This window comes from Anaerolineae bacterium, assembly GCA_016931895.1.
Classification (GTDB): domain Bacteria; phylum Chloroflexota; class Anaerolineae; order 4572-78; family J111; genus JAFGNV01.
Window position 1 is genome coordinate 17,777 of the sequence record JAFGDY010000036.1, and the last position, 13,719, is coordinate 31,495.

Consider the following 13,719-nt stretch of genomic DNA (forward strand, 5'->3'; position numbering starts at 1 on the left):
CTCCCCTGTAGCTGGCGTACAATAGACCGCCGGAGAAAAGTTATTGATGACCTTTTCACAGCAAAACGGCCGCCGGCCCATTGTTACATTAACCACCGATTTTGGCGAAAAAGACGGCTACGTGGGCGTGATGCGGGGCGTGATCCTGCGCATTTGTCCCGCCGCCGTCCTGGCCGATCTATCGCACGATATTCCGCCGCAAGATATTCGGGCGGCGGCGTTTGTACTGTACCGGGCCTTTGGCTACTATCCCCCCCACGCCGTGCATTGCGTGGTGGTTGACCCCGGCGTGGGCAGCAAACGCCGGGCCATTGCCGTGCGCACAAACCAGGGCTTTTTTGTTGGCCCCGACAACGGCGTGTTTGGCCTGGCCCTGGCAGCCGACGATGTTAACGTGCTGGAAGCGGTAACGCTGACCAATCCCGATTACCAACTGCCCAATGTTAGCGCCACCTTTCACGGGCGCGACATCTTTGCCCCGGCTGCCGCCCACATTGCCAACGGGGCGCCGCTGGCCCAGTTTGGCCCGTCGGCCATTAACCTGGTGCGGTTAGGCTTTGAGCTAAAGTGCAAAAACAGCGAATGTCGCGTGATCCACATTGACCGCTTTGGTAACCTCACTTTGAATATCACGGCCCATGATATTGACAACCCACCGCAAGTCACGTTTACCATAGGCCGCCACATCATCAAATCGCTCCGGCGCACCTTTGCCGACGTGGCCGAAGGCCGGCTTGTGGCTTACACCGGCAGCCTGCGCAACCACGTTGAAATTGCTATACGAAACGGCAACGCCGCGCAAACCCTGGGCGTGCAACTTGGCGATATTGTGACCATCACCGACAGCCTTGATCTGGAAGCATAGTTCTGAAAGTATAATTATGGAATCGTTTATCATTGAAGGACAAGCGCCGCTCAAAGGCGAAGTTGTGCCCAGCGGCAATAAAAACGCAGCCTTTCCCCTGATTTCAGCGGCGCTGCTCACAGACCAGCCGGTAACGCTGCGCAACCTGCCCGATATCGGCGACGTGCGCACCATGCTCAACATCATGGAAGATTTGGGCGTAGAAGTTACGCACCACAGCGCGCGCCACGTCACCCTGCGCGCCGGCGCTATCCGCACCACCACGCCCGACCCAACCCGCTTTGCCAAAATGCGCGGCGCGCTGGTGTTAATGGGTTCGCTGCTGGCCAGAGAGGGCGAAGTCCGCCTTTGCCAACCGGGCGGCGACCAGATTGGGCGGCGGCGCGTGGACACGCACATCACGGCCTTGCAAGCCCTGGGCGCAAAGTTTGAATACAACGGCGATTTTATCCTCAAGGCCACCCGACTGCGCGGCCAAGACATTTTGCTGGAGGAAGCCAGCGTAACCGCCACCGAAAACGCCGTTCTGGCCGCGGCGCTGGCCAAAGGCACAACCATTCTGCGTAACGCCGCTTCTGAACCCCACGTGCAAGACCTGTGCCTGATGCTCAACAAAATGGGCGCTCAGATTCAAGGGGTGGGATCAAACACGCTGGTTATTGAAGGGGTTGAATCGCTCAAGGGGGTGGAGTTTACCCTCAGCTCGGACTACCTGGAAGTGGGCAGTTTTATCGCCCTGTCTGCCGTTACCAGGGGAGAGATTTTAATCAAAAACGCCGGGCTGGAACACCTGCGCATGACGCTGATGGTTTATAACCGCCTGGGCATCAACCCCGAAATCCAGGGGAACGATCTTTTTTTGCCCGACGATCAACTGCTGGTGATCATGCCCGATATCGGCGACGCTATTCCCAAAATTGACGACGCCCCCTGGCCCGCTTTCCCCGCCGACATGATGAGCGTGACCCTGGTTGCCGCCACCCAGGCCACGGGAACCGTGCTTTTTCACGAAAAAATGTACGAGAGTCGCCTTTATTTTGTGGACCGGCTGATCAGTATGGGGGCCAGGATTGTGCTGTGCGACCCCCACCGCGCCCTGGTGCAAGGCCCCAGCACCCTGCGCGGCGACCGGCAAGGCATCTCCAGCCCCGACATCCGGGCCGGCATCGCCCTGCTCATTGCCGCCCTCTGCGCCGAAGGCAAAACCGTAATTCGTAATATTGGCCAGATAGATCGGGGCTATGAAAATATTGAGGAGAAACTATTAAAACTGGGGGCCAAAATCAAACGCACCCAGGATTGATCTCCGCTCACTTTGCGCCTGCCAGCTCGTCGTACAAAGCATAGGCATTGGCCCGGTGCAAATCTTGCACCAGGCCGTTGAGGGGAATGCGGCTCTTGCCGCAACTCTCAATGGTCAGGCGGTCCAGGGCTTGCCGGCTGGCCCCCTTTTCAACCACTTTGGCCACTTTTTCTTCTAAAACATCCAGGTAGCGAATACTGGAATCAATGGCGCCCGGAATTTCGCCGCGCAGCAACACTTCGCCATGCCCCTGCACAATGCTTTCCAGGTTGTATTCCTTTAAGTAGTTCAGCGATTCTTTAAAGATATGCCGGTCTCCCCAAACAAAATAAGGCACCGGCATCATGGTGTCGGCGGCCAACAAAACTTTATCCTCGCGCACGTAGGCCACGGTTGAATCCATGGTGTGGCCGGGGGTCAGGGTTATTTCAATAGATTTGTTGCCCACGTGCAGCACCAATTGGCCCTCGTCAAACGTAATGTCGGGCACTCGCAATTCAACCTCTTCCAGCAGGGGCGTTGTTTCCCGCGCCTCGTGCAAAATCCGCGGGCCTTCCTGGCGCAATAACTGCTGGCATCTTTCATGACACACCAGTTGGATAGAATCATCAAACAAATAATTGCCGTAGGTGTGGTCGCCATGCCAGTGGGTATTGACCAGGTATCTTATCGGGCCTTGGCCTAAGCTATTTAAACATTCTAACATCTCAAGTGTTTCCACGGGATAGGGCAAGGTGTCAATCACCACAATTCCTTCCCAGGTAACCACCGCCGAGGCCGTTACTTGAGCGTAAAGGCTACTGGTAAAAACGTAAATATCGTCAGACACGCGCTCGCGTCGCACGGGAAAAGCCTCCCCAAACAGGTATTTATAACAGATGAAGAATAGCACAAACAGGGGTAGGGTGTCAAGCAATTTTGCGGCCAAATCAGGCCCAATTTAAGCGAGTGTGGGTTTTGACCAGGGCATTTTCAGCCGGAAAAGTATGAATTGACTTGACCGTGACAGCCGCCCGGCCAATGCGCCAAACCAGCGAGGTTAGCGGCGGGTACGGCAGCGGGCCTGGCGGAAAATGGAACGTCAACGCATTGGCGTTTTGCTGGAACGGGCCGGATATTTTGAGCCACTCATCCGGCGCAGCCGCCACTGTGGTGGAAACGCGGGTGGCATATTTAAGGTGGCCAAGCTCAAGGCTAAAGCGAAAATTGGCCGACGACTTGGTCTGGTTAATGGGGCTGTAGGCCGTAAGGTCATACGGCACGCACAGTAAAATTTCCGATAACGCCTCCGCGCCTCTGGAAAACCGCAAAACGTGACTTTGGCCGATGATGGAGACACTCCCCCGGCTCTGCCGGTCAATTTCAAAGTCTCTATGAGCCACAACCTTAAATTCGTCCAGAGGCACGCTCTGGGCGCATAGCGCAAAGGTTACGTCTTGCAGGGCCAGATTTTTGAATTCAAACATACCACATCCTGCCCGGCCTCCGAATTCAGGCATTGTCAGGCCGGCCAGGCTATTATGCCTCACCAAATTGTTGCTGGCAAGGTGGGTTGGCCTTTTAATTGCTCCTGATGGTATAATACCCGCCATTATCAAACCTTGGAGATGCGCCCAAATGAAACTTTATCAACCAAAAATCCTGCTTGGGGTAATCCTGCTCTGCCTGGCGGGCCTGGCCTGCCGTCCCGACTTTTTGGCCCAAAACCAGCCTACCCTCACCCCCACGCCCACCAAAACTCCCAAACTTGCCCCAACCGCCACCCTTGCTCCGGCCCCGGCGACAAACGCGCCCACGCCCACGCCCACTATCCCCCCCCTGCCCACCGATACCCCCGTGATAGAAGCCGCCGCCCCGCTTTCTGAAGAACCCGCAGCCACTGACACCCCGGCCGAACCAACCGCCCCGCCACTTCCCGCCGAGCCAACGGCTACGCCGGAACCGACCGCCACCCCTGCCCCGGAATTCGATTTTGTCATCACCGAACTGCGCGTTTTGGGGTTGGGGGAAAATAACGGCGGCATCGAGGGCGCAGGTTCGGGCCGCACCATCTTTATCACCGTTCTCGACGCCGGGGGCAGTCCCCTTGACGGGGCCTTGCTTGTCAATACCGCCGAATATCCCGCTCAAACCATCTCTGGCGATAAAGGGCCGGGCAAAGCGGAACTTTTGATGGACCGCGAAGTTTTCCGTTTAAAGGTGGAAAGCGTTAACGGCGAGCCTGTGACCAGCGAGGTTTCCCACAATATGTCTTTAATGCAACCCGTGCCTGAAGACATTGTGGGCAAATTGGGCGGGCCGGACTATCCCAACGCCGCCTGCCTTACGCTGGATAATTGCCCTTTGCCGCCGGGCAAGCACTTTTCTTACGTGCTCACGTTCCAGCGGGTGAATTAAAGGGAACTGAGTGGCCGGCAAAGGAAATCTTTTCAATTGGTATAGTATGGGGATGCAAGTAGGTGGCAAATGTTGTCATCATAATTATTTAGGCCCCCAAGGCTTTTAAAACCTCGGGGGCCTCTACGGTGCCTTATTCTAACTCCAAGCCTACCGTAACGGGACCCTGCTGTCCATAATTGGACGCGGCCAGGGTCAAATCAAAAATGTCGGTGATCCCATCACGGTTAATGTCGGCTGTAGCTTCAGAACCCCCGTAACGACTGCCAATAAAGGTCAGGTCAAAAACGTCTATCAAGTCGTCGCCGGTCACTTCACCCCCAATCAGGATGATGTCATCCAGATCAATATCGCTCAGGTCGGTAAAATCCTGCCCCTTGATGACCACGGTGAGATAACCCGGCACAGTGACGGTTAAAACGTAGGCGCCGGTGGTGGGGTCTATCACCACTTCAAATTGACCGTCTGCCTGCCCAATTTCGGGCGGCGGGTCGCCCCAACCCCATCTAAAACTATCGTTGGCATCTCTAAACTCAATCCAGCCGCGCATAACAATTTGCAAAACAACCTCAATTTGACCGTTCTGAACGGCTACGGATAAAGGTAAGCCATCCGGGTTAGATACCTTAACCTGGCTAAACTCAAGCGGGGTTTCTCCTTCGGTTTTGCCGCGCCAGGTGATTTCAACCAACTCACCTGTCCCGCTAAAAACCGGGGCCGGCCCTTGCCGGGTGGCCACAAAATTAATGACCCCATCGCCGGCTTCGTTCTTGAGCACAAACGACTCCACCTCCTGGAAAATCTCGCCCACGCCCACCTGAACGCCATCGGTATTGGGGTCTGCGTCAACCACTTCCACTACGGCCGGGTCGTAGGTCAAACGAAAATCAACGCCGTACAAGTCGGAGATATTGGTCACTTCAACCCGGGTTTGGCCGGTTCCTTCAAGGCCAACTTGGAGCAAGGCCGGCGATAAGCCTACTGCCGGGCCGGTTGGGGTTGGCGAAGGGGTGTTGGTGGGGGTGAGTGTGAGCGAAGGGGTAGCCGTAGACGTTGGCGTGCCGATGGTTGGAGTTGGCGATGGTGAGGGCGTAGCCGTAGGGGTTAACGTGCCGCCGGTTGGGGTTGGCGACGGCGTAGCTGTTGGTGAAGGGGTCTGGCCGGTGGGGGTGGGAGTGGGAGTGGGAGTTGTTGGCTCAATAGTGATAATAACCGTTACGCCCGGAGTGGGTGTAACCTCCTGACAGTTCGCAATGATGTCGGCCACGGCCTGGCGCATCTCCGGCGCCCTGGCGTCCAGGTAGTCCCCCGGCGACAGCGAACCACCCCGGCAGGTGACGGCGGAGCGGGAGACAATATTGGGCAAGGTTTGATAACAATATTGACCGTTGCCAAAGGGGTCAAGCTCTTCCTGGTCCACTTTCCAGGCCATTAGCGCATTACCGGCTGACAGCATGGCCGGTGAAGGCTGCGCATTGGCGATGCCCAGATAATCACAATTGCCGTAACAGCCAATGTAGCCCAGGCCCATTGCGCCGCGATTATAACCATCAAACGCGCCAATCACGTCGTCGCCGCCGGCCCGGCCCTCGTAAATATTGCCCAGGGGGTCAATGAGATATTGATACCCCACGTCTCCCCAACCAAGCACATAGGCGTGGTAATGCCAGATCGAGCGTACCACTTTGGCCCAATCATCGGCGGAATTGGGCGTGGCCGTATGGTTGATGACAACGTGCGTCACCGGCTGGTAGGCCGGCGGCCAATAGGGGCTATTCCCACCGGACGGGCAGCCCCAGGCAGTGCGTGGAATGACCAGGGGTTTGGCCGGGCAGGTTAAAGAAGCCGGCCCGGTATTTTCGCGTTGGGCTTGGGCTACGGCGGCTGCGGTGCCGGGGCCTTGACTGGTATCGTTGAAGAATAAGGTCAGCCGGCGAAAGAGAGGCGACGGGCCATTTGCGGCAGCCTGCAACACCAGCTTGAACTGGACGTAAACCTCGGGCTGGTTAGCCCAAATCAACACGCCACCGTATTCAGCCTGGCGCACGGGATAATATTCCACCGGCACGGCTGACCAGTCGCCCCAGCTTTGGCCGTCACTGCTCAAACGCGTTTCCACCAAAACCGATGTCCCGGCCGGGAGGTCGGCCAACCAAGCCGGGCCAATGTCGGTGGTAAAGTCCAGGGGCGAATGAATGGCCTCGGAAATGTAAACGCCGGTACCGGCCCCTTCGGCCAAGGTCAAACCTTCAGCCGTAACTTGCACATTGTCCCTCGTGCCGGTCTCAGCAAATTCGCCAGCAGCCAAAACCATTTGTTGGGAAATGATGTTTGAATCGCCATTTGCCGAAGCGTGAGTAACCCGGCCATCCTGAGCCGAAGCACGCGGTTGGGGCAGGCTAAAGAGCCAGGTGGCCAGCAAGGCCAGCAGTAACGTTCCTATCCCCATTATTCGTTTTTGGTTAACATAAGTTTTTAATAAAAATCTCATGGTTAAATCCTCCTTAAACTACTCATTTCCAATCCTCTACCCGGCTATGTTTGCCATAATTCCCCGCTGCAATTACCAGGTCAAAAATATCAACAACGCTATCGGCATTAAGGTTGGCCGTTGGGTTGGCGCTGGCATAAGCAGAAGCAATATAGGCTAAATCGAGAATATCTATCACGTCATCGGCATTAATATCCCCAGCCAGCAAGATTATTTCTTCCAGATGCGATGTTTGGAAAGCGGCTCCGTTATCTATCTGACTTAATTCCAATCCTACTCGAACATTAGCCTGGGCCGATAAATAACCGGGAAACTGAAATTTGAGCGTGTCATTGCCCGTAACAAAGAAAGAGCCATCATCTTGAGTTTGCGTTTGTTGTCCTGCGCTGTTGGTTACAAGAATACCGCTGTGTTTGGTACGGCCTTGCAATGTTACCACTCCTGAAGTTCCGGCATGATCATCCACTACTTCTGCCCGGCCATGTTGGGGGGTGAACGGTATCACCTGTCCGTTGACATTGGCCAGAATGAGATTCTCCAAAACAATGTTGCTAACGCCCACAGTTTTAGGTTGCCAATCAACTGTTATCAAATTGCTGTTTCCATCAATTTTATCGCTGCCTATAAGCGTAACCGCAACAGTAATGCGGCCATTGATCGAATCAACGATGTTTTTAGCAATGAAGCCGTTAGCAAAAGCATCATTAACCCACACCTGTACGCCTTCTTTTTTTTCGTTGGCGTCAAGCACTTGCAACACATTTGGATCATACACAACTTCTATATGCACGGCAGCCAGGTTGGAAACATTTTCGATGTTGATCGCCGTTGTCTCCTGAGTAGTACGAACAGGTATTATCAAATTTTCAGGGATAACTTTGACAATTGGCCCGGTAATATCCGGCGTTGGGGTTGGGCTGGGTGTAGCTGTTGGCGTAGCAGTAGGCGCAATACCGGTTGAAGATGGTGAAGGTGTTGGGGTTGGGCTGGGGAATGGCGTGCCAGGGGTGATCGTAGGTGTTGGGGTTGCAGACGGTGGAACAGGCGTGGTGTTGTCAACAACCACAACAGGGGCCGGCGAGGCGATACAGGACAAAAATCGTTCGCCGGTTGGATCGCGGGCGGTGAAGGTGAAATGATAGGCTCCAACACTCTCGGTTTGAGCATAATGGCCAACATATTTGCCCCATCCTTCATCTGTTAAAAGAAAATTATCATCTGCCGGCCCATCCGCCAAAAGTTCGGTCAGGGGTTGTACGGTTAGAGGATGTCGGGTTAGCTTGGCTTCTACTTGGGCATCAATCAGCGGCATCCCCTGGCTATCGGCCAGCCAGATGTTCATATCAATGGTTTCACCTGTGTTGTAGATTTCTTTATCGAATTCAAAGCCGGTAATTTGACATGTCTGTAGCTCGCATTTGATTTTTTCTGCCGTCATAGCCCGCAGTTCAGGCAGTTTGATATACAAACTATCCCCTGGAGAGGTGGTTGGCGCGACATCTTGCCCTCCGGCAATTACGGGCACATTGGGCAAATGACCATAGGGGCCGCTGCTGAAAGGGTCAATATCCTTTTGCCCCAATTTCCAGGCTATCAAATTGGCCGCTTCATCCAATATCATCTGGTCTGGTTCGGCTACATTTAAAGCAGGGTCATCGCAGCCGCCATAGCAACCCAGGAAGCCAATGGCCATAGAACCGTAATTGTGCCTGTCGTGAATGCCCACCACATCATCGCCTCCGGCCCGGCCCTCATAAATAACGCCGTTGGGGTCAATGAGATAATTGTAACCCACGTCGCCCCAGCCCAACACATTGGTATGGTAATTCCAAACTGAGCGCACCCAACTGGCCCAGTTGTAGTACGGGTCGGTATGGTTGGGTGTTTCGGCCTGATGAATGATAACGTGCGTCACCGGATGGTAGAGCGGCAGGCGGCGAGGGCTGTGTTGACCATCGGGGCAGCCCCAGTGGGTCCGTGAAACAACAGGCGGTTTTTGCGGCGGGCAAATTGAGCCGGTTGTGCTGGCTCCACTCATTTGCCCCGCAATCTCGCTATCGTTCGGCCCCTGACTGGTATCGCTGAAAACCAGGGTCAGATTCTTGAAATGAGATGAAGTGCCCATCGCGTTATTGAACAGGGTTACTCGAAACTGTAAGGCTGTCAGGTTACGCCCAACCCAGATGAGATGCCCACCGTGTAGATTATCGCGCACCGGATAGAAGGCTTCAGGATTTTCTTGCCATTCGGTCCAGGAGGCGCCATTATCAAAAGTCAAGCGTGTTTCCACACGGAATTCTGCCTGTTCCACTTCAACCTCCCAAAGAGGGACAATATCGGTAGTAAAAGCCAGGGGGCTGTGAATGATACCGGATGTATAACTTCCTCTGCTTTCGCCCTCGGCCAAATGCAGTCCGGTGGGTGTTAGCGTTACTCCATCCATACGGCCATTTTTCGCAAAATAGGTAACATCGAGATGAGTTTCGCGCAATTCAACAACAGCATTTCCATTGGCAGCAGCCTGGCTGACGCCGGAAAAATCAGGCTGGCCATTACGTTGAAGCTGGTGAGCCAACGTTGGCGCAACTCCGATCAGCATTATCAAAAGTAATAACAAACCAATTGCCCATTTCAAAAAATGGGGTATTAATAACTTTTTCATTATGTTATCCTCTAATGGCATTGTTTACCTGGCAGTCAGAGTTTGCCGACCATAATTACCGGCAATCAAGGACAGGTCCAGGATATTTACCTGCCCATCGGCGTTGAAATCGGTCAGCGAGTTGGTGGAAGAATAGGTGTTGGCTACGTAAGCCAGGTCCAAAACATCAATAAGGTTATCGCCGTTCACATCACCGGCCAACAAGGTGATCGTGTCCAGTCCTTCATTCTGCTCAGATTGGGACAAGTCAACCTGAGCAGAAAGATAGCCGGGAAATTCAAAATACAGAATGCGGTCGGGGGTGATGATAAAAAAGCCATCAACCCGGGTTTGTGCCTGTTCGCCGGTGGTATTGGTCACAATGATGCCGCTATGGTCAGAACGACTTTGCAACCTGGCCACCCCTGCCCCTCGACAATCTTGAACATGTTTAACGATAGCTATTCCATGTTGGAGCATAGATTTAATCACCTGCCCTTTGTGGTCGGTTAAAATCACCTTTTCCAGGATAATGGAGCTGCTTCCTTCGTTTTGAGACCGCCAATCAAAGGCCATCAAGCCGGTTGTGCCGTTGATGGCATAACCATCCAACAGTTCCGCCACAAAGTAGATACGGCCCTGCCGGGTATCAACTCTGTTTTCAATGATATGGGCCGTTTCCCAACCATTGCCCGCTCTTACCTGTACCCCGCGCTGGCCAGGGTCGGCGTCAATTACCTGGAGCACATCCGGTTTGTAAGTTGTTACCAATTCTATTTTGGACAGGTTGGTAACATCATCAACATTAATGGCCGTTGTATCTTGCAAACGGCATAAAGTAGATTCCTGAGTTTCAGGAACAACCCGCACCTTTACCTCATTACCATTCTGATTGACCGTAACCGTCAAGTCGGTTGAGCAAGGCCGGAATTTCTGCTGGGGGTCACGGGCCGACACATGAAAGGTGTAGCTGCCCGCAATATCCGTATGCGGGTAAACAGCCAGATAAGGGCAATTGCCGGTGAAGTTAAGCTTGTGGCTATCCGGCCCGGTTCCTTCTACCACCGCATCGCATTGATATTTACCATTGGCGGTTACTTGTGCGGTCAAAGCGATAGTCTCGCCAACTTGGTACTCTGGTTTATCAGAGGTGAGGGTAATCTGGCATGCTTCCACGGTGGGATTGGGTCGAATCTCAATTTCTGCTTCGCCATAACAGGGCAAAAACTGTTGGCCGGTTGGGTCGGAAACCGTAAACTTGAAGTGATAGTTTCCGGGTTCAGTGGTTTTATCATAAACGCCATCATACTCGCCCATCCGGTCAATCAGGCCAAATCCGGTTGACGCCTGGATGTTGAACGGCTGCCGGGTTACGTCTGCCGCCACATTTGCCCCGCCCAGCGGCGTACCCCGGTAGTCGGCCACCCTCACTGTTACCTCAATTGTTTCGCCCATGTCGTAAACCTCCCGGCCAAAAATTATGCCGGTGACCTGGCAAGGTTCAGGTGAAGGGACAAGGGGAGTTGATGGAGGGCAAGGCGGCTCATAGCGTGGCGGACAAACGGGGACAGGCCCGGGACAAGGAGGCCAACCACAGGCCAATGAAACCTGCGCCCCGGATAAACCTAACACCAGGATAACCACTACGATGAAGCTGATAAGCCATTTTCTCGGCCAGGGTAGGCTTTTCATAGTTCTTTACCTTACAAAGGGAAATTCATCTCCCGGCACAATAACTTCTGTGGGGCCGGCCATGCCATAATTTTTGGCTACCAGAACCAGGTCCATAATATCAAGTTTGTCATCCGAAGTATAATCGGCTGCCTCAGCCATAGTATAAGGGCCAACCGTTTGCCCCAACAGGCCGGCCATTTGGCGAATATCAAGAATATTGACCACGTTGTCATTATTAAGATCGCCGGCCAACAACAATATTGAGGTCGCATCCGTTGGCTCATCCAAAGAAACAACGGCCTCAAGATACCCGGTTCTATTCACCTGAATGAAATAGGGCGGTTCCTGTGTAGCGTTATTAAAAGCGCAGAAACCATCTTTATCCACTCCCTGTCCATCACACGAGTAGGTATTATTGATAGTAATCTGGGTAAAGATAGGCTCCGGCACCACATCGGCTACCTCCCCGCTGTTTTTGCCACCCTCCAGCAGGATTTGAAACCTAAAAATGCTTTGGGGAATGACCGTTATCTTTCCAACAGTATCAACCACAGCAGTTCGACTCTTTACACCGTTATTATCCACTATCAAGGAGTCGCTGCCGTCGAGACATATCCTGGCTTCATCATCCACGGCCGCATCGGGGTCGCTGCGCCAAAGAATATCAACCAGACTGCCGCTGCCCTCAATGGTGAGACGGGGTTCCAAAACCACAAAGTTGATCAAAAAGGAACTGTCGCCGCCGCAGTTCAACCCTATGCCACCATTTGTGACAGTGAAGAAATAGTCCACCCCCTTGGTTCCCGGCAGCAGCGCGCCGGGCCTAACATCGCTGGGGGAAACAATGGAGGCATCGTAGGCAATAGCCAGGGTGAACCCGGATATCTGTTGAGCGCCTTCAATATTGAGGCTGGTCACTACAGCCCCATCACCTCTGGAAATAGAGGTTTCCTCCGGATTCCACAGAAATCTGATAAAATCAACGATTTGTATCTCAACCTCAGATTCATCTGTTTCCGGTTCCTGGGCTGTTACCGGCGTGACGGTAGCTACAGTCAAAAGCAGCACAAATATAAAGGCAATATGGAACAACTGGGACAAATTTTGGTATTTCATTGGTTAAGCCTTCCGTTAAAACGAAGTTAAATTGGAATGCATTTAATTAAGTCAAACATTCCTGAGTGGAAACAAAAAGAGCCAATCCCAAATAAATGGGCTGGCTCTATGCTAAACACACTCTCCATAATGGCAGGCAATGAATTGGCCGTTATCAATGAAGTGTGTCAGGAAAACAAAACAAGATAAGAAAAACCTGTCAGACACGGTCTTCTCCGGGTTAGGATCAGGAGTCAATTGTTTTGGCCATAGATAATAAACAAGACTCCCAGGCATTTTTTTGTTAAAGTACAAAATAGCTGCTGCAACCTTACAACACTTTTAACATATCATAGTATTGTTAAATATTCAAGATGTACTTTGGGGCTATCCACAGGTTACACCAATTATCTGGCTCGTAGATAGCAATCTTGCAAACCATCTTCAACCGGCCACCAATGGTTGTGGCCAAGTTTCTCAGCCGTTGAGATAGAATTTGGATGCAATTACTATCTGAGGCATAATAATTGCCAGGATATGCTATCTTGCCCCAAAGTTTGGAGACGGCATTATGGATAATTTACAAACAACCAGTTACGAAAACATTTTGACCGTCATTCGCCGGTGGCCTCTTTCCAGACGCCTAATCCTGGTTCAAGATGTTTTAAAAACCCTGGCTTCAGAATTGGCGGTCCCCGATTCCACTTCGTCTCAGCTCAAACGTAGCACGTTGCCAGAGGCGTATGGCCTCCTGTCAGGAAGCCATATGCCGCCATCTGATGCAGAGATTCAAGAGTGGCTGAGAGAACGACGTTTGGAGAAGTACGGTTGATGCTTATTCTACTGGATACCAATATCTTGCTTGATGTTTTGTTAGATCGACAGCCGTGGGCCATAGAAGCAGCCACTATTTGGCAGGCAAATGAGGAGGGACGGATTGTGGGACACCTTGTTGCTTCCACTCTGACCGATATTTTTTACATTGCTCATCGTTTGGCCAATTTGGAAACTGCCCGTAAGGCGGTCCACCTCTGTCTGGAAACGTTCGAAATCTGCCCCGTTGATCGAAAAACTCTGCAACAAGCCTACGCGCTGCCGGGTAACGATTTTGAAGACAACTTGCAAATTGCTTGCGCCCACATGGCCAACCTCAACGCTATTGTGTCCCGAGATAGCACCGGGTTTAAGGCTGCAACTATCCCGGTATTGACTCCCACAGAATTATTGGCTCAGCTTGAGTAACAACACCCTGT

The 13,719-nt window shown here is 52.8% G+C and carries 11 protein-coding genes; 5 read left to right on the top strand and 6 right to left on the bottom strand.

Annotated features, from left to right (window positions below; all coding sequences use genetic code 11):
• Positions 1-46 precede the first annotated feature (46 nt).
• Both JW953_02920 and murA read left to right on the top strand, forming a co-directional pair.
• A complete protein-coding gene (locus JW953_02920; protein MBN1991628.1) occupies positions 47-865 on the top strand; it encodes an SAM-dependent chlorinase/fluorinase in 819 nt (272 codons plus the stop codon).
• Positions 866-881: 16 nt separating this feature from the next.
• Positions 882-2,168 carry a UDP-N-acetylglucosamine 1-carboxyvinyltransferase gene (gene murA, locus JW953_02925; protein ID MBN1991629.1) on the top strand — a complete coding sequence of 429 codons (1,287 nt, stop codon included), beginning with the start codon at positions 882-884 and terminating at the stop codon, positions 2,166-2,168.
• A 7-nt stretch (positions 2,169-2,175) separates the two neighbouring features.
• Here the strand turns inward: murA and JW953_02930 are convergent, their stop codons facing one another.
• Together JW953_02930 and JW953_02935 are read right to left on the bottom strand one after the other, a co-directional pair.
• Positions 2,176-3,012, bottom strand: a complete 837-nt coding sequence (locus JW953_02930; protein ID MBN1991630.1) for an MBL fold metallo-hydrolase — start codon at positions 3,010-3,012, stop codon at positions 2,176-2,178.
• 85 nt (positions 3,013-3,097) lie between these two features.
• Positions 3,098-3,634, bottom strand: coding sequence for a DUF2617 family protein (locus JW953_02935; GenBank protein MBN1991631.1), 537 nt, complete (start codon positions 3,632-3,634; stop codon positions 3,098-3,100).
• A 151-nt stretch (positions 3,635-3,785) separates the two neighbouring features.
• Here JW953_02935 and JW953_02940 point away from each other — a divergent pair, with 151 nt between their 5' ends.
• The gene (locus JW953_02940) at positions 3,786-4,565 is read left to right on the top strand and encodes a hypothetical protein (GenBank protein MBN1991632.1); all 780 of its coding nucleotides are present in this window, start codon (positions 3,786-3,788) and stop codon (positions 4,563-4,565) included.
• A 133-nt stretch (positions 4,566-4,698) separates the two neighbouring features.
• Here the strand turns inward: JW953_02940 and JW953_02945 are convergent, their stop codons facing one another.
• From JW953_02945 to JW953_02960, 4 genes are read right to left on the bottom strand one after another with little or no spacing between them, the layout of a single operon-like run.
• On the bottom strand, positions 4,699-7,056 hold the full coding sequence (locus JW953_02945; GenBank protein ID MBN1991633.1) for an N-acetylmuramoyl-L-alanine amidase: 2,358 nt from the start codon (positions 7,054-7,056) through the stop codon (positions 4,699-4,701).
• Between the two features lie 22 nt (positions 7,057-7,078).
• Positions 7,079-9,718, bottom strand: a complete 2,640-nt coding sequence (locus tag JW953_02950) for an N-acetylmuramoyl-L-alanine amidase (GenBank protein ID MBN1991634.1) — start codon at positions 9,716-9,718, stop codon at positions 7,079-7,081.
• Positions 9,719-9,742: 24 nt separating this feature from the next.
• Complete coding sequence (locus tag JW953_02955; protein MBN1991635.1) at positions 9,743-11,389, bottom strand: hypothetical protein; 1,647 nt, start codon at positions 11,387-11,389, stop codon at positions 9,743-9,745.
• Positions 11,390-11,395: 6 nt separating this feature from the next.
• Positions 11,396-12,487, bottom strand: a complete 1,092-nt coding sequence (locus tag JW953_02960) for a hypothetical protein (protein MBN1991636.1) — start codon at positions 12,485-12,487, stop codon at positions 11,396-11,398.
• Positions 12,488-13,037: 550 nt separating this feature from the next.
• On the opposite strand from JW953_02960, the gene JW953_02965 reads away from it, so the two are divergent.
• Together JW953_02965 and JW953_02970 are read left to right on the top strand one after the other, a co-directional pair.
• Positions 13,038-13,298 (top strand): hypothetical protein, encoded by a 261-nt coding sequence (locus JW953_02965; GenBank protein ID MBN1991637.1) that lies wholly within the window; start codon positions 13,038-13,040, stop codon positions 13,296-13,298.
• Positions 13,298-13,708 (top strand): PIN domain-containing protein, encoded by a 411-nt coding sequence (locus JW953_02970; GenBank protein ID MBN1991638.1) that lies wholly within the window; start codon positions 13,298-13,300, stop codon positions 13,706-13,708. Before JW953_02965 ends, JW953_02970 begins: the two co-directional genes overlap by 1 nt.
• Positions 13,709-13,719 lie beyond the last annotated feature (11 nt).

Excerpts from the sequence above, each read along its gene's own strand:
- JW953_02970 (MBN1991638.1), top strand. The coding sequence starts at position 13,298 with ATGCTTATTCTACTGGATACCAATATCTTGCTTGATGTTTTGTTAGAT.
- JW953_02965 (MBN1991637.1), top strand. The coding sequence starts at position 13,038 with ATGGATAATTTACAAACAACCAGTTACGAAAACATTTTGACCGTCATT.
- JW953_02940 (MBN1991632.1), top strand. The coding sequence starts at position 3,786 with ATGAAACTTTATCAACCAAAAATCCTGCTTGGGGTAATCCTGCTCTGC.
- JW953_02960 (MBN1991636.1), bottom strand. The coding sequence starts at position 12,487 with ATGAAATACCAAAATTTGTCCCAGTTGTTCCATATTGCCTTTATATTT.
- JW953_02955 (MBN1991635.1), bottom strand. The coding sequence starts at position 11,389 with ATGAAAAGCCTACCCTGGCCGAGAAAATGGCTTATCAGCTTCATCGTA.
- JW953_02920 (MBN1991628.1), top strand. The coding sequence starts at position 47 with ATGACCTTTTCACAGCAAAACGGCCGCCGGCCCATTGTTACATTAACC.
- JW953_02945 (MBN1991633.1), bottom strand. The coding sequence starts at position 7,056 with ATGAGATTTTTATTAAAAACTTATGTTAACCAAAAACGAATAATGGGG.
- murA (MBN1991629.1), top strand. The coding sequence starts at position 882 with ATGGAATCGTTTATCATTGAAGGACAAGCGCCGCTCAAAGGCGAAGTT.
- JW953_02935 (MBN1991631.1), bottom strand. The coding sequence starts at position 3,634 with ATGTTTGAATTCAAAAATCTGGCCCTGCAAGACGTAACCTTTGCGCTA.
- JW953_02950 (MBN1991634.1), bottom strand. The coding sequence starts at position 9,718 with ATGAAAAAGTTATTAATACCCCATTTTTTGAAATGGGCAATTGGTTTG.